The sequence below is a fragment of the Amycolatopsis sp. DSM 110486 genome (assembly GCF_019468465.1).
Classification (GTDB): domain Bacteria; phylum Actinomycetota; class Actinomycetes; order Mycobacteriales; family Pseudonocardiaceae; genus Amycolatopsis.
Genome location: NZ_CP080519.1, coordinates 6,061,280 through 6,081,267 on the forward strand (window position 1 = coordinate 6,061,280; position 19,988 = coordinate 6,081,267).

The window sequence follows — 19,988 nt, forward strand, 5'->3', positions numbered from 1 at the left end:
CGAACCGCTTCGTGCGGCCGCGGACTCCGCGTCCGAGGACCGCGCGCTGCGCCGGCAGTTCTGACGGGCCGTCGGCTGGGCCGTGCCGTGCGCGCTGGTCGTGCCGGCGTCGGCACTGGGCATCGGGTGGCAGGACCTGCGCGCCGACTGGCTCCTCGACCACGGCGACGAGGCCACCGGCAAGGTCGTGGCGGTCCACACGCCCCGGGACGGCGACGGCACGCCCACCATCACGGTCTCCTACACCGCCGCCGGCGTCCCCGAACAGGCCGAGATCAACCGCGACTCCGACCGCGAATACGAAGTGGGCGAACCGATCTCGGTGTTCTACGACCCCGCCGACCCGGCCCGTGTGCGCACCGAAGACGAACAGAACGTCGGCGACGGGTGGATGGCGGTGTTCTCGGTCCCGCTGATCTTCGTGGCGATTCTCCTGCCGTTGACGATCACCCTCGCCGTGGGCTGGGCGCGTCGCCGCCGGCTCGCCCGCCGCACGGGTTGGCGGCCCGTCCGCATCCAGGCCCACGATCGCGCCGACCACGCGCAGGTCGTCCGCTTCACCGTCGGCGGCCGGCGGGTCGTCGCCCGTACGACGTCGCTGACGCGCGTGCTTCGTGAGGGGAGCCGCCGGGCCGGCGCGAGGGTCGCGGGGTCGGGCCTCCGGTTCGTTTTGGTGCTGCCCCGCGGTTCCCGCCGCGGCGGGCCACGCGTGGTGGCCTTGCGCGCGTTCGATCCCCGCCGCGGCGGGTGACTGCCGAGGGGACCGTCAGCACGCTCGATGGGCCCTCTCGGTTGCCTTCCCGGCCGGTGTTCTGAATCGCAGCTTTTTAGCTGGTGGAACGAGATTTCCCGGTCGTACGCTCTCCTGATGGATCTGGGGATGACCGGCGCGGGCGAAACCCCGCGCCAAGAAGACGACGAACCTCTCCCAGCCCGCACCGGGCGGCTGCCGAAGCCGGACCCGGTGATCTTGGACCGGGCCGTGCGCTCGCGGATCTGGCACGCCCTCGGCGCGGCCGCGCTGTGGGTCCTCGTGGTGGCCGCGACGATCGTCGGCTCGTCCGTGCTCTTCGACCGGGCGGACCGCCTGCTCACGGACGGGGTGAAGGTGCCCGCGCGAGTGGTCGCCGTGGAGGACGGGAAAACCGGGGCCTATCTCGTCGTGGACTACCTGGCACCGGGCGTCGAAGGCAGGATCGACCTCGACTCCGGTAACCGGTACTTCGTCGGCGAAGTCCTGACGGTGTACTACGACCCGGCCGATCCGGCGCACGTGCGCACCACGGAAGAGCCCAACGGCGACGACTCCTGGGCCTTGGGCTCGGTCGTCGTGGTCGTTCTCGAGGCGGGCGCGCTCTCGTGGGCCGTGGCGTACCCGGTCGTCCTGGACCGGCGCCGGCGGATCGCGCGCCGCTCCGGGTGGCGACCGGTCAAGGTCACGTCCCTGCGCAACGGCACGTACGTCCTGAACCACGCCGGCCGCGAACGGACGTCGGCCCGCGTCGTCACGCTGCTGCGCGGTCGTTACGAGTACTTGGCCAAGCAGCCCGTCTCCGCCTGGGTAGCCGGCGAAGGCGCCCGCCTGCTCCTCGTGGCCCCGCGCGGCAACCGCCTCTACGCCATCCCCCTCGGCCGCAGCCCCGGCTGGTCCCCGATCCTGCCGCCACGCCGGGGACGGAGCCGATGACCGGGGGACCGGACCCGGCCGCGTTGAACCGCGCGGTACGCCTGCGGATCCGGCGCGCCGTGGCAGCCGCGGTGCTGTGGGCGCTCGGCGGCGGCGGTGGGGCCTCTCGGGGCGCAGCTGGTGGATGCGTTGTCCGACGCGCTTCTCGGGCAGTGGGTGGCCGTGCCCGCGCGGGTGACCGCGGTCGACGACCACCCGCTGCGCGGATCCCCGTACCTCGCGGTGGACTACCTCGGCTGGGGGACGGCCCGGCAGGCGACGATCGACCACGACTCCGACACGCGGTACTTCGTCGGCGAAGTCCTGACGGTGTACTACGACCCGGCCGACCCCGGGCGTGCCCGGACCGACGACGACCGCAACGACGGTTTCGCGCTCGCGCTGCTGGGCGGCGTGACCCTCTGCTCGCTGTGCTGCCTCCCGTGGGCGGTGGTGTTTCCCGTGCTCCTGGCACTGCGCCACCGGGCCGCCCGCCGCTCCGGCTGGGAGCCGGTCGAGGTCACCGCGTTCAGCGACGGGTCGCTGGTGCTCGCCGGCCGGGAGCGCACGGCGACCGGCACCAGCACGGTCACCCGCCGCCGTTGCCCGTACCTCGAAGGAAAACCCTCCCGAGGCTGGGTCGCCGGCGAAGGCCGGCGCCTGGTCCTGGTGATCCCGCGGGGCACGGGCCCGTTCGCGATCCCGCTTCGCCGCCTCAAACTCCAGCCGCGGAAAACCCCAGGGGGACAGCACGATGGTCGCTGAAGACCAGCCCGCGAGACGGCCGCGCGCCAAACGGCATCGCCACCAAACCCGCCGGCAACGCGCCGAACGGGGACCCGCCGACCCCACGGGGTGGGATCGCGCGCTGCGCAAGCGGTTCTGGCGCGCGGCCGCCGCGGCGACGGCGTGGTTCCTGATCATCCCGGTGGCGGTCACCGTGATTTCCTTGCTGCACAACAGGTCCACCTGGCTGCTCGACCACGGCACGAAGGTCGAGGGGCGCGTGGTCGCCGTGTACACCCCGGCGCGGGGCGCGCCGACCGTCACCGTGGACTACCCCGTCGGCGACGTCCTCGCACAAGCGGTGATCAACCGCGACTCGGACGACGACTACGTCGAGAACGAGCGCGTCCAGGTCTACTACGACCCGGCCGATCCGCAGCGCGTGCGGACCGACGACGAGGAGAACGTCACCAACGCGGGGATGGCTTTCGCCGTGATCCCGATGCTCGTGGCCTTGCTCGTCTTCCCGTGGCTGATCGCGTACACGCTGGGCTGGGCCCGCCGGCGCCGATGCGCCCGCAAGTCGGGCTGGGAACCCGTCACCGCCGTCGTTTTCGACTCCTCGGGTGGCTACCAGCTCCTGCGCCTCGACTTCCCCGATGGCCGGCGGCTCGCCGCCCGCACCGTGGCGGCGCTGCGCGGGCGCTACTCCTTCCTTCGCAACGGGCCGGTCGAAGCGTGGGTCTCCGGCGAAGGCCGCCGCTTCACCCTCGCGCCGCCACACCACGCGAAGGGGCCCTACGTGATCCCCCTGCGCGTCCCGCGCGGATCACGATGGCCGGCCGGCCGATGAGCCCCGAAGCGGACGAGACAGCCTGGAACCGCGTGCTGCGCAGGCGATCGTGCCGATCCGTCGCAGCCGCCTTCTTCTGGCTCCTCGTCCTGGCTTCGACGGTGGGCGGCATGATCGCCCTGGACGCTTCCGCGGACGCGCTGCTCGTGAGCGGGATGCGCGCGGTCGGCCGGGTGGTCGGCGTCGCGGACCCGCGCCGAGGGACGCCGACCATCACCGTGGACTACACCGTGGGTGTCACGCCCCGGGAAGCCGTCGTCAACCGGGACTCCGGGCTGGCCTAGCACGTGGGGGATCTCGTGTGGGTCTACTACGACCCGGTCGATCCGCAGCACGTGCGCACGGCCGAAGAGCGCAACCACAGCGACGCCTGGAAGTGGGGCCTGGTCTCCCCGGCGCTCGTGGCGCTGGTCTTCTTCCCCTGGGGCACGGTGTTCGCGGTGCGCTGGGTCCGCCGGTGGCGTGCGGCCCGGCGGTCGAGCTGGGTGCCCGTCACGGTGACCGACGCGACGCCCGAAGCGGCGCACCAGGCGCTGGCTCTCAAGGTCAACGACGCGGGGCGGCTGAGGGTCCGGACCCTCTCGATGCTGCCCGGCCGCTACACCTTCCTGCAGGGCCCCGAACCGACGCGAGCATGGATCGGCGGCGCGGGCTCGGCCACGGTCCTCGTGCTCGCCCGGGGCCGCGCAGAGCCCGTCCCTGCCCGATCCCGGTCCGCCCGCAGCTGGGCTGGACCTGGCCGGCCGGCCGGTGAGCGGCGGGCCGCGACGGGCGATGCTGTTCGTGTCGGGGCGGAGGCGGTCTCGATGCAGACGATCAACACCCGCCGGACCTAAAGCCCCAGATCCCCCGTCAGATACCGCTGCAGGTTCGGCGCGATCGCCGTCACGAGCGTTTCGACTTCGGCCGACGCGATCGGCTCGAAGCGGGCGATGTAGCGGACCATGCCGAGCCCCACGACCTGCGAGGCGCACAGCGTGGTCCGCAGCCCGGGCTGGTCGGAGCCGATGTGGCCGATCACCTCGGCGAAGAACAGCGAGAAGAAGTCCCGCAGCACGGTCGCGGCCAGCTCGTGGCCCGCGACGCTGCGGATGAGTGCCTGGAACGTGTCGCCGCCGGCGCCGTCCCAGCGGGTGACGAAGACGCGGACGATCCGTTCGCCCAGCTTGTCGTCGGGGCCGTCGCGCAGGGTCGCGAGCAGTTCGTGCGGGGAGAACGGCAGCTCCAGCACGGCCTGGGCGAACAGGCCCTCCTTGCCGCCGAACCAGTGGTTGACCATGGCCGCGTCGACGCCGGCGCGCGCGGCGATCGCGCGCACAGTGGCGCGTTCGTAGCCGTGTTCCGCGAACACCGCGCGCGCGGCCTCGATCAAGGCGGTCCGGGTGTCCTGCCCGGCGGGCCGGCGGCCGCGCCTGCGGGAGGTAGTGTCTTCGGTGCTCACGGGTCCACTATGACTCGTCGCCCCCTTGAATTCAACAGGTGCTGAATTCAAGGGCCGCCCAAGGTCCGCCGAGGCCCGCGCGGCACAATGGGGCCCATGGTCAGCTCAGCAGCCGGCAAATCCACCGGGCCCGGCCCGGTCAGCCCCTCGCGCGCCGAGTTCCGCGCCCTCGCCGAAGGCCGCCGCGTGATCCCCGTGGTGCGCAAGGTCCTCGCCGACGGGGAGACCCCGCTCGGGATCTACCGCAAGCTCGGTGCCGACCGGCCCGGCACGTTCCTGTTCGAGTCGGCGGAGAACGGCAAGTCGTGGTCGCGCTGGTCGTTCGTGGGCGTGCGCAGCCCGGCCGCGCTGACCGTGCGCGACGGCAAGGCCGTGTGGACCGGCACGCCGCCCGTCGGCCTGCCCACCGAAGGCGACCCGCTGCAGGTGCTGCGCGCCACCGTCGAGGCGCTGCACACCGAGCCGCTGCCGGGCCTGCCGCCGTTGACCGGCGGCATGGTGGGCTACATCGGCTACGACGCCGTGCGGTGGCTGGAGAAGCTGCCCGAGCTCGCCGAGCGCGACCTCGACATCCCCGAGCTGACCATGCTCCTGGCCACCGACCTCGCGGCGTTCGACCACCACGAGGGCACCGTCACGCTGATCGCCAACGCGGTCAACTGGGACGACTCGCCCGAGCGCGTGGACGCCGCCTACGACAGCGCGCTGGAGCGCCTGTCGGCGATGACCGAGCAGCTGCGCGTGCCCGCGCCGCCGACCGTCGCGACGTTCGACCGGCCGGCGCCGGAGTTCAAGCGCCGCCGCACGAAGGAAGACTTCCACGCCGCCGTCGACAAGGCCGTGGAAGCGATCAAGGCCGGCGAAGCGTTTCAGGTCGTGCCCTCGCAACGCTTCGAGATCGAAACCGGCGCCGACGCGCTCGACGTCTACCGCGTGCTGCGCAACTCCAACCCGAGCCCGTACATGTACCTGCTGCGGCTGGAGGGCTTCGACATCGTCGGCTCCAGCCCCGAGTCGCTGGTCACCGTGCGCGACGGCCGAGCGACCACGCACCCCATCGCGGGCACGCGCTGGCGCGGCGCCGACCCGGAGGAGGACGCGCAGCTGGCCAAAGACCTGCTGGCCGACGAGAAGGAACGCGCCGAGCACCTCATGCTCGTCGACCTCGGCCGCAACGACCTGGGCAAGGTCTGCCGCCCCGGCAGCGTGCACGTGGTCGACTTCTTCCAGATCGAGCGCTACAGCCACGTGATGCACATCGTGTCCACCGTCACCGGTGAGCTGGCCGAGGGCAAGACGGCGTTCGACGCGGTCACCGCCTGCTTCCCGGCCGGCACGCTTTCGGGCGCGCCCAAGGTGCGCGCGATGCAGCTGATCGAGGAGCTCGAGCCCGTGCGCCGTGCCCTGTACGGCGGCGTCGTCGGCTACCTCGACTTCGCGGGCGACGCCGACACGGCCATCGCCATCCGCACCGCCCTGATGCGCGACGGCGTGGCCTACGTCCAGGCCGGCGGCGGCGTGGTCGCCGACTCCGTAGCCGACTACGAGGACACCGAGTCGCTCAACAAGGCGCGCACGGTGCTCTCGGCCGTCGCGGCGGCCCAGACCATGGTCCCCGCGGGCGAGCTCGATCCAGCCGAGGATTCCGCCGGTGTCTGAGCAGGGAGAGCCGGAACCAGCGGGCCCGCGGCAGTCCGAGCCGGTACAGACCGAGGCCAAGCCCTCGCGCCGTCCACTGTGGATGATCGTCGTCGGCCTGTTGCTGGGCGCGCTCGCGTTGTGGGGCGCCTCCAAGCTCGCGTGGTTCGCCGAGTTCCGCGACGGCGGCGTGCTCGGTACGCAGCTCTACACCGAAGACGGCGAGCAGCGGGCCACGGCGCTTGTGCCGCTGGCGTTGCTGGCGCTGGCCGGCGTCGCGGGCGTGATCGCGACCGGCGGCTGGGCGCGGCGGATCCTGGGCTTGGTGCTGGCGCTGGCGGGCCTCGCAGGCGTCTGGACCGGCGTGAACGGCGTCAAGTTCAGCGGCTGGGCGCCCGGATTGCCCGTCACCGAGATGCTTCTCGGCCGCGGGCTGGCCGTGCTGGGCGGAATTCTCCTCGTCGTCGCGGGGTTGGTCGCAGTCAAGGGTGCGGGCGCCGCGCGGCGGCTCGGCACCCGGTACGCGGCGCCGGGCGCCCAGCGCGCCAAGCGTGATCCGGACATCGAGCTGTGGGAGGCGCTTTCCGAGGGTGAGGACCCCACCGCGAGCAGGTGAGCGCCGGATACCGAAGCGCATTCGGAGCAAGGCGTGCACCCGGAACGGGCCGGTCTTCGAGCGGGGGTTAGCATCGTTTCGGCGGGAAGGGGAAGGTTTTTGTGAGCGAACTTGCGATGGGATCGATGAATTCGCCGACGGACGGGTGCGCCCGGTGAGCGTGCTCGAAGACATCGTCGCCGGTGTGCGGGAGGACCTCGCCGTGCGCGAGTCCGTGCTGCCCTTCGACGAGCTGAAGGCCCGCGCGGCCAAGGCCCCGGCACCCCGAGACGTGATGGCCGCCCTGCGTGAGTCGGGCATCGGCGTGATCGCCGAGGTGAAGCGGCGCAGCCCTTCCAAGGGCGACCTCGCCGTGATTCCCGACCCCGCCTCCCTGGCCAAGGACTACGAGGACGGCGGCGCGCGCGTGATCAGCGTGCTCACCGAGCAGCGCCGCTTCGGCGGCTCGCTCGCCGACCTCGACGCCGTGCGCGCGGCCGTCGACGTTCCCGTGCTGCGCAAGGACTTCATCGTCAGCCCGTACCAGGTGCACGAGGCGCGCCTGCACGGCGCGGACATGGTGCTGCTGATCGTCGCCGCGTTGGAGCAGAACGCGCTGGCCGCGCTGCTCGACCGCGTCGAGTCGCTCGGCATGACCGCGCTCGTGGAGATCCACAACGCCGAAGAGGCCGACCGCGCCCTCGAGGCCGGTGCCCAGGTGATCGGCGTCAACGCCCGCAACCTGCACACGCTGGAAGTCGACCGGGACGTGTTCTCCCGCCTCGCCCCGGGGCTGCCGTTCGAGGTGTTCAAGGTCGCCGAGTCCGGCGTCCGCGGCCCCGGCGACCTGATGTCCTACGCCGGCCAGGGTGCCGACGCCGTGCTGGTCGGCGAGGGCCTGGTGGCCTCCGGCGACCCGAAGGGCGCGCTGGTGAAGCTCGTCACCGCCGGTTCGCACCCCGCCTGCCCGAGGCCGTCGCGGTGACCGAGGAGCACAGCAAGCACGACCCGGACGAGCGGGGCTACTACGGCCCCTACGGCGGCCGGTTCATGCCGGAAGCGCTGATCGGCGTCGTCGACGAGGTCGCGGCTGAATACGAGAAGGCGCGCCGCGACCCGGAGTTCACCGGTGAGCTGCGCCGCCTGCTCAAGGACTACGCGGGCCGCCCGTCGCTGCTCACCGAGGCCAAACGCTTCGGCGCGCACGCCGGGGGCGCGCGGGTGTTCCTCAAGCGCGAAGACCTCAACCACACCGGTTCGCACAAGATCAACAACGTGCTCGGCCAGGCGCTGCTCACCAAGCGCATGGGCAAGAAGCGCGTGATCGCCGAGACCGGCGCGGGCCAGCACGGCGTGGCCACGGCCACCGCGTGCGCGCTGCTCGACCTCGAGTGCCTGGTCTACATGGGCGAGGTCGACACCGAGCGCCAGGCGCTCAACGTCGCGCGCATGAAGCTGCTCGGCGCCGAGGTCGTGCCGGTCAAGACCGGTTCCCGCACGCTCAAGGACGCGATCAACGAGGCCTTGCGCGACTGGGTGACCAACTCCGAGACCACGCACTACCTGTTCGGCACCGCCGCGGGCCCGTACCCGTTCCCGATGATGGTGCGCAACTTCCACAAGGTCATCGGCGAGGAAGCGCGCGAGCAGATCCTGGAGCAGGCCGGCCGGCTGCCCGACGTCGTCGCCGCGTGCGTCGGCGGCGGTTCCAACGCCATCGGCATCTTCTCCGGCTTCTACGACGACCCGTCGGTGCGGCTGGTCGGCCTGGAGCCGGGCGGCGAGGGCCTCGACGGCGACCGCCACGGCGCCACGCTCACCAAGGGCACCCCGGGCAACCTGCACGGCGCGATGTCGTACCTGCTGCAGGACGAGGACGGCCAGACGGTGGAGTCGCACTCCATCTCGGCCGGGCTCGACTACCCGGGCGTCGGCCCGGAGCACGCGTGGCTCAAGGACTCCGGCCGCGCCGAGTACCGCCCGGTCACTGACGCCGAGGCCATGGACGCGTTCCGGCTGCTCTCGCGCACCGAAGGCATCATCCCGGCGATCGAGTCGGCCCACGCGCTGGCCGGCGCCCTGGTGCTCGGCCGTGAGCTCGGGCCCGAGGGCCTCATCGTCGTGAACCTCTCGGGGCGCGGCGACAAGGACATGGACACCGCGGCCAAGTGGTTCGGCCTCGTGGACGGGGAGGACCAGTGAGCGCGCTCGACGACCTGTTCGCGGCGACGCGGGCGGAAGGCCGGGCCGCGCTGGTCGGCTACCTGCCCGCCGGATTCCCGTCGGTCGACGGCTCGAAGGATCTCCTGGCCGCCACCATCGACGGCGGTGCGGACCTGCTCGAGATCGGCGTGCCGTACTCCGACCCGGTGATGGACGGGCCCACGATCCAGGCCGCCGCCGAGTCGGCGCTGGCCGGTGGGTTCAAGCTCAAGCGGCTCTTCGAGGTCGTCGAGTCGGTGTCGGCGCGCGGCGGCAAGGCCGTGGTGATGACGTACTGGAACCCGGTGCACCGCTACGGCGTCGATCGCTTCGCGCGCGACCTCGCGTCGGCGGGCGGGCTGGGCATGATCACGCCGGACCTGATCCCCGACGAGGCCGCCGAGTGGACGGCCGTGTCCGAGACCCACGGTCTGGACCGGATCTTCCTGGTGGCGCCGTCGTCGTCGGAGGAGCGCCTGGCGCTCACCACCGCCGCGTCGTCCGGCTTCGTCTACGCCACGGCGGTCATGGGCGTCACGGGCGCCCGTGACGCGGTGGGCGTGCACGCGGAGGACCTGGTCCGCCGCACGCGGGCCCACACGCACCTCCCGATCGGCGTCGGCCTCGGCGTCCGCTCCGGCGACCAGGCGGCCCAGGTGGGTGGCTTCGCCGACGCGGTGATCGTCGGGTCGGCCCTGGTCACGGCCGCAGCCGAGGGCAGTGTCGACGGGGTGCGGAAGCTGGCGGAGGAGCTCGCGGAAGGCGTGCGCCGGGCTCCGGCCCGGGCCTGACTTCGGCGTTCTGCTCCGGGGGCCACCTGTCGCTGGCACGATGCGGGCCATGACCCGCACCGCCCGTCGCATGTTCGACCTGCTCGAACCGATCTGCCTGGTCACCTTCTTGTCCGACGAGTGCAACGACGAGCTGGCCGCGCTCGGCCACCGCACCTACTGGGACGGTTACTTCGCCAGCCGCGCCGCTCCGCTGGGGCGCGTGCCGGCGCAGGTCGTGCACGCGGCCTTCTACAACTTCGCCGACGGCGAGGTCGAGCGGCACATCCCGAGTGCGTGGGAGACGATCCCGCCCGAGGCCTCCTTCGCCGCGCGCGAGCGAGGCAGCGCGGCCTCGTTGCGCCGGATCCTCGGTGAGGAGCTGGCTTCCTCGCCGGGTTTGGTACGCGCCGCCGAGCTGACGACCCAGGCCGCGGTCAACACGCCCACCGCGGGCCGCGTGATGTTCGCCGGCATGCGCGCCCTCCCGGTGCCCACCGACCCTGTCGCCCGCCTGTGGCACTCGGCGACCATGCTCCGCGAACACCGCGGTGACGGCCACATCGCCGCCCTCCTCGCCGCGGGCATCGGCGGCACGGAAGCCCACGTGCTCTCGGCGCTCGACATGGGCATCCACCCCCCGGAATCCTTCGGGCGTGTCCAGCACCTGCCGAAGGCTCGGCTGGCTGCGGTCATGGCCGGCCTGCGCTCACGCGGCCTCGTCGACGCGGCGGGCCATTTCACCGACGCGGGGCGCGAGACCAAGCAACGCATCGAGACCCTGACCGATGACCTCGCCGCGGCGCCGTACGACACGTTGTCGCCCGCCGAGCTCGACGAGCTGATCGCCGCACTCGAGCCGATCACGGCGAAGGTGGTGGCCACGGGGTCACAGTGACGAACGGGCCATTTGTATGGATCATGTACGCCCACCACCGACCCTCGGCGGCATGACCTTCACCCACCTCCCTCGGCGTTCGTTCCTCCGTGGCGCCGCCGGCCTCACCGCCGCGACCGCCGCGGGCCTGATCCTGCCTGGCCTTGCCCGAGCAGCCGGGCAAAGCCAACGACAAGAGCCCCGCATCTACAGCTGCGCCGAATGGGGTGCCCGGCCGCCCGCCGATCCGTTGACGACGCTCGACCACCCGGCGAACCGCGTGCTCGTGCACCACATCGCGTGCCCCAACAGCACGGACTATTCGCTGGCCCACGCGTTTCAGGTCGCGCGCGACGACCAGGCCGACCACATCGACAACAACGGCTGGTCCGACACCGGTCAGCACTTCACGATCTCCCGCGGCGGCTACCGCATGGAAGGCCGCCACGGCAGCCTCGACGCGCTGCGCAATGGCAACCAGATCGTGCGCGCCGCACACTGCCCGGGCCAGAACGACAACGCGATCGGCATCGAGAACGAAGGCACGTACACCTCGGTCGAACCGCCGCAAGCGCAGTGGGATTCGCTGGTCGTCTTCATCGCGTACGTCTGCGAGCAGTACGGCATCCCCGTCGAGGAGATCAAGGGCCACCGCGACTACTACAACACCGAATGCCCGGGCGACAAGCTCTACGCGAAGCTGCCGCAGCTGCGTGCGGAAGTCGGCGGCCTGCTCGGCTGAACTCAGTGGAGCCAGCGCATCACGTCGCACAGCTCTTCGGCGTCGAGCCCGCCCAGTTCGTCGATCTCGCCGCGGCGCACGTCCATCAACGTCGTCGCCAGTTCCGCGCCGAAGGCCGATTTCAGCACGTCGTCGGCGACGAACGCGGCCACGGCCTGCTCCAGTGAGCGGGGGAGGCGCACCACTCCCGCGGCGGCGGCGTCCCCGGCCGACAACGTCCCCGGATCCACCTCCACCGGCTCCGGCAACCGTGTCGCGGAATCGAGCCCCGCGATTCCCGCGAACAGCAACGCGGCCACGACCAGATACGGGTTAGCCGTGAGATCAAAACACTTCACTTCGAAATTCGCGGCTGTGTCCCGTTTCCCCGCCGGGCCGCGCACCAACCGCAGCGGTGCTTCCCGGTTTTCCAGGCCCCACGCGGTGTACACCCCGGCCCAGTGGTGCGGTTCGAGCCGCAGGTAGCTCACGACCGACGGAGCCCCGACGGCCAGCAACGCCGGCAACCGCCCGAAAATCCCCGCGGCGAACGACTCGGCGACCTCGCTCAGCCCGAACACCCCGGCGCCGCCGGCGCACAGGTTCCGCTCGCCCTCCCACAGGCTGCAGTGCACGTGCCCGCCGTTGCCCACGCCGCCGGGCGCGAACTTCGGCGTGAACGACGTTTTCAACCCGTGGTTCACCCCCACCGCGCGGATCGTCTCCCGCGCCAGCACCGCGACGTCCGCAGCCCGCACGGGATCGTCGGCGGCCACGGAAACCTCGAACTGCCCCGCCGCGTATTCCGGGTGCACCTGCTCGACGCCGAGGCCCTGACTGTCCAAAGCAGACACCAGATCCCGCACGTATGCCGATTGCTCGGCCAGCCGCGAATACCCGTACGCGGGCCCCGCCACCGGCGCCCCGCCCGGCCCGGCGACCACCCACTCGAGCTCGAACGCCATCCGCGCCGAGTACCCGCGGCCGGCCAGTTTTGCCACCGCCGTCGCCGCCAGCGCCCGCGAGTCCTGCGGGTGCGGCTCGCCTTCCTGGTCGTAGCGCAGGGCCGGCGCCCACGCCCACCCCCGCTGCGCGTCGAGCACCGTGAGCGCGTCGAGGTCCGGGTGCAGCCGCAGGTCGCCGACGGGGCCGAGCGAGTACGCGCCCGACGTGATCGTGTCAGTGCACAGGAAGAAGTCGAACGAGTTCGACGCGCCCACGCCCCACGCCGCGACCTCGGCGAGCCGGCTCACCGGCACCGCCTTCACACGGGAGATGCCGGAGTTGTCGACGAAGGTCAGCGCCACCAGCTCGACCCCCGAACGGCCCAGCAGCGCAGCCTCCTCGGCACCCCGCCTGGAAAGTTCAACCCGATCGAGCTGGCTCATCCTGCCCCCGCGATGTTCACTGTGTAGTTCACGCCGTCGTCCTCGGCGGCCGTGGGACCACCTGCTGCTTCCGGACGAAGGAGCGCATCGTGTCAGACATCGTCGAAACCCGTCCAGCGCTGCGGCGCACCCTGTCGGTGTGGCAGGCCGTGGGCCTGTCCGTGGCGCTCATGGCGCCGAGTATGGCCGCCAACATCAACCCCCAGCAGACCGCGGCCGCCGCCGGGCGGGCCGTGCCGCTGGCTTTCCTGCTCTCGGCCGCCGGCGTGCTGCTGGTCGCCTACGGCTTCGTCCGCCTCTGCCAGCACTACCACCACGCGGGCTCGGTCTACGCGTTCGTCGGCGCGACGCTCGGCCCGCGCGCCGGTGTGGTGTCCGGCATCGGGCTGCTCGGCACGTACACCTTCTACGCCGTGGTCACGAGCTCGGCCGCGGGCACGCTCGGCACGGCGTTCCTCACGCAGGTGGGGATCTGGCCGAACCCGCCCTGGTGGGGGCCGTTCGTGCTCACGGGCGTCGCGCTCGTCGGCAGCTGGCTGCTCGCGGTGGCGCCCGCGCGCCGAGGCACGTCGACGCTGCTCGCCGTGGAAGGCGCGACGATCGCGGTGATCCTCCTGGTCACCGCCGTGATCCTGGTCCGCCTGATCGCCGGCAACGCACCCAACGACGCCCACTTCACGATGTCCGTGTTCACCTTCACGCCGGACATCGGCCTGTCCGGCGTGTTCCTCGGCGCCGTGTTCGGCTTCCTGTCCTTCGCGGGCTTCGAAGCCGCCGCGACGCTCGGCGAGGAGACCCGCGACCCGCGCCGCAACATCCCGCGCGCCATCCTCGGCACGGCCATCTTCGGCGGCGCCTTCTTCGTGATCGTGACGGCCGTGGAGATGATGGCGTTCCGCTCCGACGCCCAGGCCTTCCACGACTCGCCCTCCCTGCTCGGCGACCTGGGCAGCACGTTCGTCGGCTCGTGGGCCGGCGACGTGATCAGTGTGGGCGCCGCGATCAGCGCGTTCGGCTGCTGCCTCGCCTGCGTGGTCGGCGGCTCGCGCCTGCTCTTCGCCCTGGGCCGCGACGCCTTCGACGGCCGCGGCATCGGCCGCACGTCCCCGAAGGGCACACCGGTCATCGCCGTCACGACCGTCGCCCTGGCGGCCGCGCTGATCATCGTCGTGTGCGCCGTGTTCTTCGGCGCGACGGCGGCGGACACCTTCGCGTGGTCGGGATCCATCGGCACGTTGATCCTTTTGGTCATCTACCTGCTGACCACCCTCGGCGCCATCCTGTTGCTCTTCGTGCGCCGCCGCATGCACGTCCCGTGGTGGCACCTGATCTTCCCCCTCGGCGCGCTCGCGCTGCTGGGCTACACGGTGTACGTCAACGTCGTCCCCTACCCGACCGAGGGCCCGGCCCGCTGGTTCCCCGTCGCGGCGGGCGCGGTGCTCGTGCTGGCCGTGGTCTTGGTCCTCGCGGCGCCCGGCTTCGCCCGTAGGGTGGGGGAACGGCTGGGCGTCACCGAAGGAGGCCGATGAGCGAGGTGCTGGACTTCGTCGCGGAGGCGCCGCTGGTGGACCACCACTGCCACGGAGTGGTGACGGGCGAGGTGGAACGCGAGGGCTTCGAGCGGATGCTCACGGAGGCCGACGCGGTGTCGCCGCTGGGAACGTCGCTGTTCGACTCGCTCATCGGGCTCGCCGTGCGCGAGCGGTGCGCGCCGGTGCTCGACCTGCCGAAGCACGCGCCGGCCGACGAGTACCTCGCACGGCGAGCGGAGCTGGGAGCCGACGAGGTCAACCGGCGGTTCCTGCGCGGCACGGGGACCACCGACTTCCTGCTCGACGGCGGTTTCCAGCCCGACGAGCTCACCGGCACCACCGAGTTCGCCCGCCTCGCCGGCGCCCGTGCCCACGACGTGGTGCGGCTCGAGCAGGTCGCCGAGGACGTGGTGCGCGCCGGCACGACCGCGAGCCGGTTCGCCGCGGACTTCGAGGCGGAGCTGGAAAAACGAGCGAAACACGCGGCCGGGGTGAAGTCGATCGCCGCGTACCGGGTGGGGCTGGAGCTGTCGGGTGAGCGGCCCGACGCCGTCGAGGTGGTCGACGCGGCCGGGCGGTGGCTCTCGCGCTTCGGGGCCGGGCTGGGGCTGCGCCTGGCCGACGAGGTGCTGCACCGCCACCTCGTCTGGACGGGTATCGACCTCGGGCTGCCCGTGCAGTTCCACGTGGGCTACGGCGATTCCGACGTGGACCTGCACCGGTGCGATCCCTTGCTGCTCACCGGATTCCTGCGTGCCACGCGCGAGACGGGCGTGCCGATCCTGCTGCTGCACAACTACCCGTTCCACCGCAACGCCGCCTACCTCGCGCAGGTCTTCGAGCACGTCTTCGTGGACACGGGCCTCATCACGCACAACGCCGGCTTCCGCGCGCCGGCGATCCTGGCCGAGACGCTGGAGCTCGTGCCGTTCGGCAAGCTGCTGTTCTCGACCGACGCGTTCGGCCTCGCGGAGCTCTACCACCTCGGCACAACCCTGTTCCGCCAAGGACTTTCCGACTTCCTGCGGTCCGCTTTTGCCGCCGACGCACTGTCCGAAGTGGACGCGCGGCGCCTCGTCCGCCTCGCCGGCCACGAGAACGCCACCCGGATCTACCGCCTGGAGCCCCGATGACCGACCTGGCCGCGCGCTGGCGTGCCGCTCTCGCCGACGAGCTGCCGGATGCCGTCGAGCTGCGCCACCGGCTCCACGCCGACCCGCGCGCGTCCGGCGACGAGGAGGACACCGCGCGCGTGGTGGCCGCCGCGCTGGGCGCCGGCGAAGGGGCGCGCGTCGCCAAGACGGGACGGCTGGTCGAGCTGCCCGGCGAGCACGCCGGCCCCGCCGTCGCACTGCGGGCGGAGATGGACGCGTTGCCGATCGTCGAGCGCACGGGTGCGGCGTGGGCCTCGGACTCCGGACTGATGCACGCGTGCGGCCACGACGTGCACCTGGCCGCGCTGGTCGCCGTCTGCCGGGCGGCGCGGCGCGTCGGCGTGCCGCGGCGGCTGGTCGCGGTGCTGCAGCCGCGTGAGGAGACGTCGCCTTCGGGCGCGCTGGACATCGTCGAGTCGGGGGCACTGGAGGAGCTCGGCGTGGACACCGTCATCGGCGCCCACGTGCAGCCGCGGCTGGCGCACAACGTCGTCTCGGCCGCGCCCGGGCCGGTGAACGCGTCGACCGACGAGTTCGAGATCGTGCTCCACGGCCAGGGCGGCCACGCGGGGTACCCGCACCTCGTGCGCGACCCGGTGCTGGCGCTGAGCCAGCTCGTGGTGAGCCTGCAGCAGCTCGCGAGCCGCCGGATCGACCCCGTGCACGGCGCCGTCTGCACGGTCGGGCGCATCCACGCCGGCACGGCCGCCAACGTCGTCCCGAACACCGCGACCGCGCTCGGCTCGCTGCGGCTCATGCGCGCGACCGACCGCGTACACGCGCTGGAGGTGCTGGCCGAGATCGTGCACTCCACCGCCCGCGCGTACGGCTGCACCGCCGACCTGCAGATCAGCCCGTGCGAGCCCGTGCTGGTCAACGACCCGGCGCTCGCGGCGGCCGCCCAGACCTGGCTGCTCGACGGCGGCGCCGACGTCGACGTGGACTTCCGCTCCTTCGGCGCCGATGACTTCGCCCACTACTGCGGCACCGGCACCCGCGGGCTGATGCTGTTCGTCGGCCTCGGCGACACCGCGGGCGCACCCAGCCTGCACGACGAGGTGTTCCTGCCCGAGGACGCCGCCGTCGGGCAGGTCGCGCGGGGCCTGATGGCCGGGTACCTCGCCGCTCTGCAGCCGGGCGGCTACGAGTAGTCACCTTCGCGACCGGACCGTGACCGGTCCTTCACGAACCCTTCGGCGGCGCCCTCACCACACCGGAGCATTGACGCGCTACGGTGACCGCGTGTATTCCGCCTCGGCAGCCTTCCTGGCCACGATCCCGAGCCCCGACCGCGGTGTGTGGCACCTGGGGTTCATCCCGATCCGTGCCTACGCACTGTGCATCATCGCCGGCATCATCGTGGCGATCTGGTGGGGAGAGCGCAGGTGGGCCGCGCGCGGGGGCACCAAGGGGACCGTGATCGACGTCGCGGTGTTCGCCGTGCCGTTCGGCCTCGTCGGCGGCCGCCTCTACCACGTGATCACCGACCCCGAGCTGTACTTCACGGCCGGCAAGAACCCGTGGAACGCCTTCGCCATCTGGGACGGCGGCCTCGGCATCTGGGGCGCCATCGCCCTCGGTGGCGTCGGCGCCCTGATCGCCTGCCGCCGCAAGGGCATCCCGCTGCCGGCGCTGGCCGACGCGCTCGCCCCCGGCATCGTCACGGCCCAGGCCATCGGCCGCATCGGCAACTACTTCAACCAGGAGCTCTACGGCGCGCACACCGACCTGCCGTGGGGCCTGGAGATCTACCAGCGCATCGACCCGGCGACCGGCTTGCCCGATGCCCTCACCGGTGTCGCCGTGGGCCACGTGCCGCTGGCAGACAGCCCGGTGCACCCGACCTTCCTGTACGAGCTGATCTGGAACCTGCTCGTCGCCCTCGTCGTCGTGTGGGCCGACCGCCGCTTCAAGCTCGGCCACGGCCGCGCGTTCGCCCTGTACGTGGCCGGCTACACCCTCGGCCGCTGCTGGATCGAACTCATGCGCACCGACACGGCCAACCACATCCTGGGCCTGCGCGTGAACGTCTGGGTCGCGATCCTCGTGTTCCTGGGCGCGGTGACGTTCATGATCTTGGCGAAGAAGAAGGGCCCGCGCGAGCTGCCCGAGACGCTGCACAGCCGCGGGGACGAACGTGACGCGGTCGCGGAGCCTTCTGAAGCTTCGGGCTCTGCGGATTCTGCGGAAGCGGCTGAGTCTTCCCCGTCGGAGTCCGCTTCGGACACCGCCGCCCCACCGTCCGAACCCGACGCGGACACCCGCGACGAAATCACAGTCGACGCAGGGTCCGCTTCCTCCGGTTCGGATCCGGACAAGCCTGAGAAGTCCTGACCCTCGGTTTTTCACCACGCACGAGGTCCCCGGCTCGAAGTCGAGCCGGGGACCTCGTGCGTTGCGGGGTCAGCCGAGCGGCGAGCCGCCGAAGTAGTCGTCGTCTCCGGCGGAGCGGTCTTCGCCGCGGGGGCGGCGCGGGGAGGGCGGGTCCTGGCGCTTCGGGGTGCCGCGGCCGGCGAGGGGGTTGGTGAACTCGTCGTCGTCCGGGGTGGTGAAGCGCGAGCGCGGGTCCTCGTACCGGGGTACGGCGTGCCGGCCCTGGTCCGGCCCGGGCGAAGGCGGCGAATGCGGCGAATGCGGTGCCGGAGGCGCGGGCGGTGCCGACGGCTTGCGGTCGGCCAGCGGGTCGGCGAAGTCGTCGTCCGGCGGGGGAGCGCTGTGGCGGCCGGGCGGCGGCGGAGCCGGGCTCGACGGTGAAGCGCTGCTCGCCAGCGGGTCGTCCGTCGAGAAGCCCTTCGGCTCCTCCGCGGCGGCCGGGTAGGTCGAGCGGTTCGAGTCGGCGAGGAAGTCGCGCGAGCCCGTGCGGGCTTCAAGGACCTCCTCGGGCGACAGGCCCTCCTGCATCTCCTCGTACATGTCCTTCGCGTCGCCGAGCTTGGCGTCGGCCAGGGCGCGCACCTCGGGGTCGGCGAAGGCCTTGCCGGACGCGACGTCCTTCCACGTCAGCTCGCCGGCGTCGACCTTGCGCTTGACCAGGCGCAGCGCGGCCGGGGCGTCGGGCTTCGACGCGGCGGTCTTGAGCGCCTCGATGCGTTCGGGGGTGTCGGTCTGCGGCAGTGGCTTCAGGCGGATCTTCTCGAGGTCCTTCAGCAGCTGCCGCGACTTGCTCACGGTGCTGTCGAGCGCCGATTCCGCCTCGCGGATCTCCGGCGTCTTCCACGCGTCCTGCGCGGGGGTGGGCCGTGACATGACGGCGGGTCCTCTCAGTCGTCGATGCGGCCGCTGATCCGGCCGCTGCCGGAGTGCGCCGGGGTACGGCTCTTGCGGCTGTCCCAGTAGTCCTTGTTGTCCTCGTGGTTGCCGCGGGACTCCTCGACGCCGTCCTTCACGGAGTCCTTGATGTCGCCCACGTCGCCGGCGATGTCGGAGGCGTTGTCCTTGATGTCGCCGACGTCGCCCGCGATGCCCTTGCCGATGTCGATCACGTCGGAGACGCTGCCGACGTCCTTGATCTTCGCCAGCTGCGACCCGATGTCCTTCACCGAGTTCCACAGGTCGCCGACCTTCTGCACGATGTCCTTGATCATGTCGATGATCGAGATCAACGAGTTGATGAGCGGCAGGATCTCCGACAGCCCGGTGATCGCGTCGGCGATCCACCCCGCGATCGGCACGCACGCCTCGGCCGCCATCACCAGCAGCCGGTCGATCAGGCTCTTCAACAGGTCGAGCGCCTTGGCCGCCAGCTTCTGCGACGTGTCCGACAGCAGCTCGAACCCCTTGGCGATCAGCTCCGCGATCCCGGCCTCCGCGGCCAGCCCCGCGCGCCATCCGAGGTCCACGTACGCCTTGTGCGCCAGCGACGCCGGGCCCGACCAGCTGTCGCCGAGGATCTTCTCGTTCCCCACCATCACGGTCGAGAACGCCTTCATCGCCTCGGCGATGTTGCGCCACGCCTCGGCGTCGGCGGAGATCTTCGAGAAGTCACCCGTGATCGGCTCGATGAACATCTGCGTGAGCGTCTGGCCGGTGATCTGCTGGAAGATCCACTCGACCGCCATGACCTCCACGCCGGCTTCCTTGACGAGGTCCTGGATGTCCTCGCCGGACGTGTCCTCGGGCGGCTGGAGCTGTTCGCTGATCGAGCTGCCCTCGTCGAACCCGCTCGGCGATGTGGCGGCAGCGCCCGGATCCCCGCCTGACGACGACGGGGAATCGCCACCGTCATCGGAGTCGTCGTCCGAGTCGTCGTCTTCGTCCTCTTCTTTCTTCTTCTTAGGCTTTTCCTCTTCTTCATCATCATCGTCATGGTCGGGCGGTTCCGGAGGCGGACCGCCGGAACCGCCGTGCCCGCCGGGACCAGGAGGGTCGGGCGGACCGCCGGAACCGCCGTGGGGAGGGTCGGGCGGGGGCCACGGACCACCACCT

The 19,988-nt window shown here is 71.8% G+C and carries 21 protein-coding genes; 17 read left to right on the forward strand and 4 right to left on the reverse strand.

The features are described from left to right. Nucleotides 1-82: 82 nt before the first annotated feature. The 6 genes from K1T34_RS29480 to K1T34_RS29505 all read left to right on the forward strand — a co-directional run bounded on the left by K1T34_RS29480 (nt 83) and on the right by K1T34_RS29505 (nt 4,081). Complete coding sequence (locus K1T34_RS29480; protein WP_220238025.1) at nt 83-751, forward strand: DUF3592 domain-containing protein; 669 nt, start codon at nt 83-85, stop codon at nt 749-751. A 117-nt stretch (nt 752-868) separates the two neighbouring features. Continuing rightward, on the forward strand, nt 869-1,687 hold the full coding sequence (locus tag K1T34_RS29485; protein WP_220238026.1) for a DUF3592 domain-containing protein: 819 nt from the start codon (nt 869-871) through the stop codon (nt 1,685-1,687). Between the two features lie 96 nt (nt 1,688-1,783). Next, nucleotides 1,784-2,431 carry a DUF3592 domain-containing protein gene (locus K1T34_RS29490; RefSeq protein ID WP_370643398.1) on the forward strand — a complete coding sequence of 216 codons (648 nt, stop codon included), beginning with the start codon at nt 1,784-1,786 and terminating at the stop codon, nt 2,429-2,431. Continuing rightward, nucleotides 2,421-3,245, forward strand: a complete 825-nt coding sequence (locus tag K1T34_RS29495) for a DUF3592 domain-containing protein (protein ID WP_220238028.1) — start codon at nt 2,421-2,423, stop codon at nt 3,243-3,245. Before K1T34_RS29490 ends, K1T34_RS29495 begins: the two co-directional genes overlap by 11 nt. Beyond that, complete coding sequence (locus K1T34_RS29500) at nt 3,242-3,529, forward strand: hypothetical protein (protein WP_220238029.1); 288 nt, start codon at nt 3,242-3,244, stop codon at nt 3,527-3,529. The genes K1T34_RS29495 and K1T34_RS29500 overlap by 4 nt, the downstream gene beginning before the upstream one ends. Before the next feature lie 3 nt (nt 3,530-3,532). Beyond that, nucleotides 3,533-4,081, forward strand: a complete 549-nt coding sequence (locus K1T34_RS29505; protein WP_220238030.1) for a hypothetical protein — start codon at nt 3,533-3,535, stop codon at nt 4,079-4,081. Here K1T34_RS29505 and K1T34_RS29510 read toward each other — a convergent pair. Further along, on the reverse strand, nt 4,078-4,686 hold the full coding sequence (locus tag K1T34_RS29510) for a TetR/AcrR family transcriptional regulator (protein WP_220238031.1): 609 nt from the start codon (nt 4,684-4,686) through the stop codon (nt 4,078-4,080). The genes K1T34_RS29505 and K1T34_RS29510 overlap by 4 nt on opposite strands. A gap of 96 nt (nt 4,687-4,782) precedes the next feature. Here K1T34_RS29510 and K1T34_RS29515 point away from each other — a divergent pair, with 96 nt between their 5' ends. The 7 genes from K1T34_RS29515 (at nt 4,783) to K1T34_RS29545 (ending at nt 11,510) form a co-directional block, all read left to right on the forward strand. Then, complete coding sequence (locus tag K1T34_RS29515; protein WP_220238032.1) at nt 4,783-6,345, forward strand: anthranilate synthase component I; 1,563 nt, start codon at nt 4,783-4,785, stop codon at nt 6,343-6,345. An 82-nt stretch (nt 6,346-6,427) separates the two neighbouring features. Then, on the forward strand, nt 6,428-6,940 hold the full coding sequence (locus K1T34_RS29520; RefSeq protein WP_220247480.1) for a Trp biosynthesis-associated membrane protein: 513 nt from the start codon (nt 6,428-6,430) through the stop codon (nt 6,938-6,940). 154 nt (nt 6,941-7,094) lie between these two features. Beyond that, on the forward strand, nt 7,095-7,904 hold the full coding sequence (gene trpC / locus K1T34_RS29525; protein ID WP_220238033.1) for an indole-3-glycerol phosphate synthase TrpC: 810 nt from the start codon (nt 7,095-7,097) through the stop codon (nt 7,902-7,904). Then, nucleotides 7,901-9,121, forward strand: a complete 1,221-nt coding sequence (gene trpB, locus K1T34_RS29530) for a tryptophan synthase subunit beta (RefSeq protein WP_255637672.1) — start codon at nt 7,901-7,903, stop codon at nt 9,119-9,121. Before trpC ends, trpB begins: the two co-directional genes overlap by 4 nt. After that, complete coding sequence (trpA, locus tag K1T34_RS29535) at nt 9,118-9,912, forward strand: tryptophan synthase subunit alpha (RefSeq protein WP_220238034.1); 795 nt, start codon at nt 9,118-9,120, stop codon at nt 9,910-9,912. Before trpB ends, trpA begins: the two co-directional genes overlap by 4 nt. Nucleotides 9,913-9,961: 49 nt before the next feature. Beyond that, the gene (locus tag K1T34_RS29540) at nt 9,962-10,789 is read left to right on the forward strand and encodes a MarR family transcriptional regulator (protein ID WP_255637673.1); all 828 of its coding nucleotides are present in this window, start codon (nt 9,962-9,964) and stop codon (nt 10,787-10,789) included. 52 nt (nt 10,790-10,841) lie between these two features. Further along, nucleotides 10,842-11,510 (forward strand): peptidoglycan recognition family protein, encoded by a 669-nt coding sequence (locus K1T34_RS29545; protein ID WP_220238035.1) that lies wholly within the window; start codon nt 10,842-10,844, stop codon nt 11,508-11,510. Nucleotides 11,511-11,512: 2 nt separating this feature from the next. Here the strand turns inward: K1T34_RS29545 and K1T34_RS29550 are convergent, their stop codons facing one another. Beyond that, nucleotides 11,513-12,877, reverse strand: a complete 1,365-nt coding sequence (locus K1T34_RS29550) for a glutamine synthetase family protein (protein WP_220238036.1) — start codon at nt 12,875-12,877, stop codon at nt 11,513-11,515. A gap of 89 nt (nt 12,878-12,966) precedes the next feature. On the opposite strand from K1T34_RS29550, the gene K1T34_RS29555 reads away from it, so the two are divergent. From K1T34_RS29555 to lgt, 4 genes are all read left to right on the forward strand, one after another. Next, nucleotides 12,967-14,406, forward strand: a complete 1,440-nt coding sequence (locus tag K1T34_RS29555; RefSeq protein ID WP_255637674.1) for an APC family permease — start codon at nt 12,967-12,969, stop codon at nt 14,404-14,406. Further along, nucleotides 14,403-15,542, forward strand: a complete 1,140-nt coding sequence (locus tag K1T34_RS29560) for an amidohydrolase family protein (RefSeq protein WP_220238037.1) — start codon at nt 14,403-14,405, stop codon at nt 15,540-15,542. Before K1T34_RS29555 ends, K1T34_RS29560 begins: the two co-directional genes overlap by 4 nt. Beyond that, a complete protein-coding gene (locus tag K1T34_RS29565) occupies nt 15,539-16,714 on the forward strand; it encodes a M20 family metallopeptidase (protein ID WP_220238038.1) in 1,176 nt (391 codons plus the stop codon). The genes K1T34_RS29560 and K1T34_RS29565 overlap by 4 nt, the downstream gene beginning before the upstream one ends. Nucleotides 16,715-16,805: 91 nt before the next feature. Then, the gene (gene lgt / locus K1T34_RS29570) at nt 16,806-17,897 is read left to right on the forward strand and encodes a prolipoprotein diacylglyceryl transferase (protein ID WP_220238039.1); all 1,092 of its coding nucleotides are present in this window, start codon (nt 16,806-16,808) and stop codon (nt 17,895-17,897) included. A 69-nt stretch (nt 17,898-17,966) separates the two neighbouring features. On the opposite strand, the gene K1T34_RS29575 is transcribed toward lgt, so the two are convergent. Both K1T34_RS29575 and K1T34_RS29580 read right to left on the reverse strand, forming a co-directional pair. Further along, the gene (locus K1T34_RS29575) at nt 17,967-18,809 is read right to left on the reverse strand and encodes a hypothetical protein (protein ID WP_220238040.1); all 843 of its coding nucleotides are present in this window, start codon (nt 18,807-18,809) and stop codon (nt 17,967-17,969) included. Nucleotides 18,810-18,823: 14 nt separating this feature from the next. After that, entirely contained in the window at nt 18,824-19,630 is an 807-nt protein-coding gene (locus K1T34_RS29580; protein ID WP_220238041.1) for a hypothetical protein, read from the reverse strand. Nucleotides 19,631-19,988: the final 358 nt, after the last annotated feature.

Excerpts from the sequence above, each read along its gene's own strand:
- K1T34_RS29560 (WP_220238037.1), top strand. The coding sequence starts at position 14,403 with ATGAGCGAGGTGCTGGACTTCGTCGCGGAGGCGCCGCTGGTGGACCAC.
- K1T34_RS29550 (WP_220238036.1), bottom strand. The coding sequence starts at position 12,877 with ATGAGCCAGCTCGATCGGGTTGAACTTTCCAGGCGGGGTGCCGAGGAG.
- K1T34_RS29575 (WP_220238040.1), bottom strand. The coding sequence starts at position 18,809 with ATGTCACGGCCCACCCCCGCGCAGGACGCGTGGAAGACGCCGGAGATC.
- K1T34_RS29540 (WP_255637673.1), top strand. The coding sequence starts at position 9,962 with ATGACCCGCACCGCCCGTCGCATGTTCGACCTGCTCGAACCGATCTGC.
- K1T34_RS29565 (WP_220238038.1), top strand. The coding sequence starts at position 15,539 with ATGACCGACCTGGCCGCGCGCTGGCGTGCCGCTCTCGCCGACGAGCTG.
- K1T34_RS29485 (WP_220238026.1), top strand. The coding sequence starts at position 869 with ATGGATCTGGGGATGACCGGCGCGGGCGAAACCCCGCGCCAAGAAGAC.
- K1T34_RS29495 (WP_220238028.1), top strand. The coding sequence starts at position 2,421 with ATGGTCGCTGAAGACCAGCCCGCGAGACGGCCGCGCGCCAAACGGCAT.
- K1T34_RS29500 (WP_220238029.1), top strand. The coding sequence starts at position 3,242 with ATGAGCCCCGAAGCGGACGAGACAGCCTGGAACCGCGTGCTGCGCAGG.
- K1T34_RS29520 (WP_220247480.1), top strand. The coding sequence starts at position 6,428 with ATGATCGTCGTCGGCCTGTTGCTGGGCGCGCTCGCGTTGTGGGGCGCC.
- K1T34_RS29545 (WP_220238035.1), top strand. The coding sequence starts at position 10,842 with ATGACCTTCACCCACCTCCCTCGGCGTTCGTTCCTCCGTGGCGCCGCC.
- K1T34_RS29515 (WP_220238032.1), top strand. The coding sequence starts at position 4,783 with ATGGTCAGCTCAGCAGCCGGCAAATCCACCGGGCCCGGCCCGGTCAGC.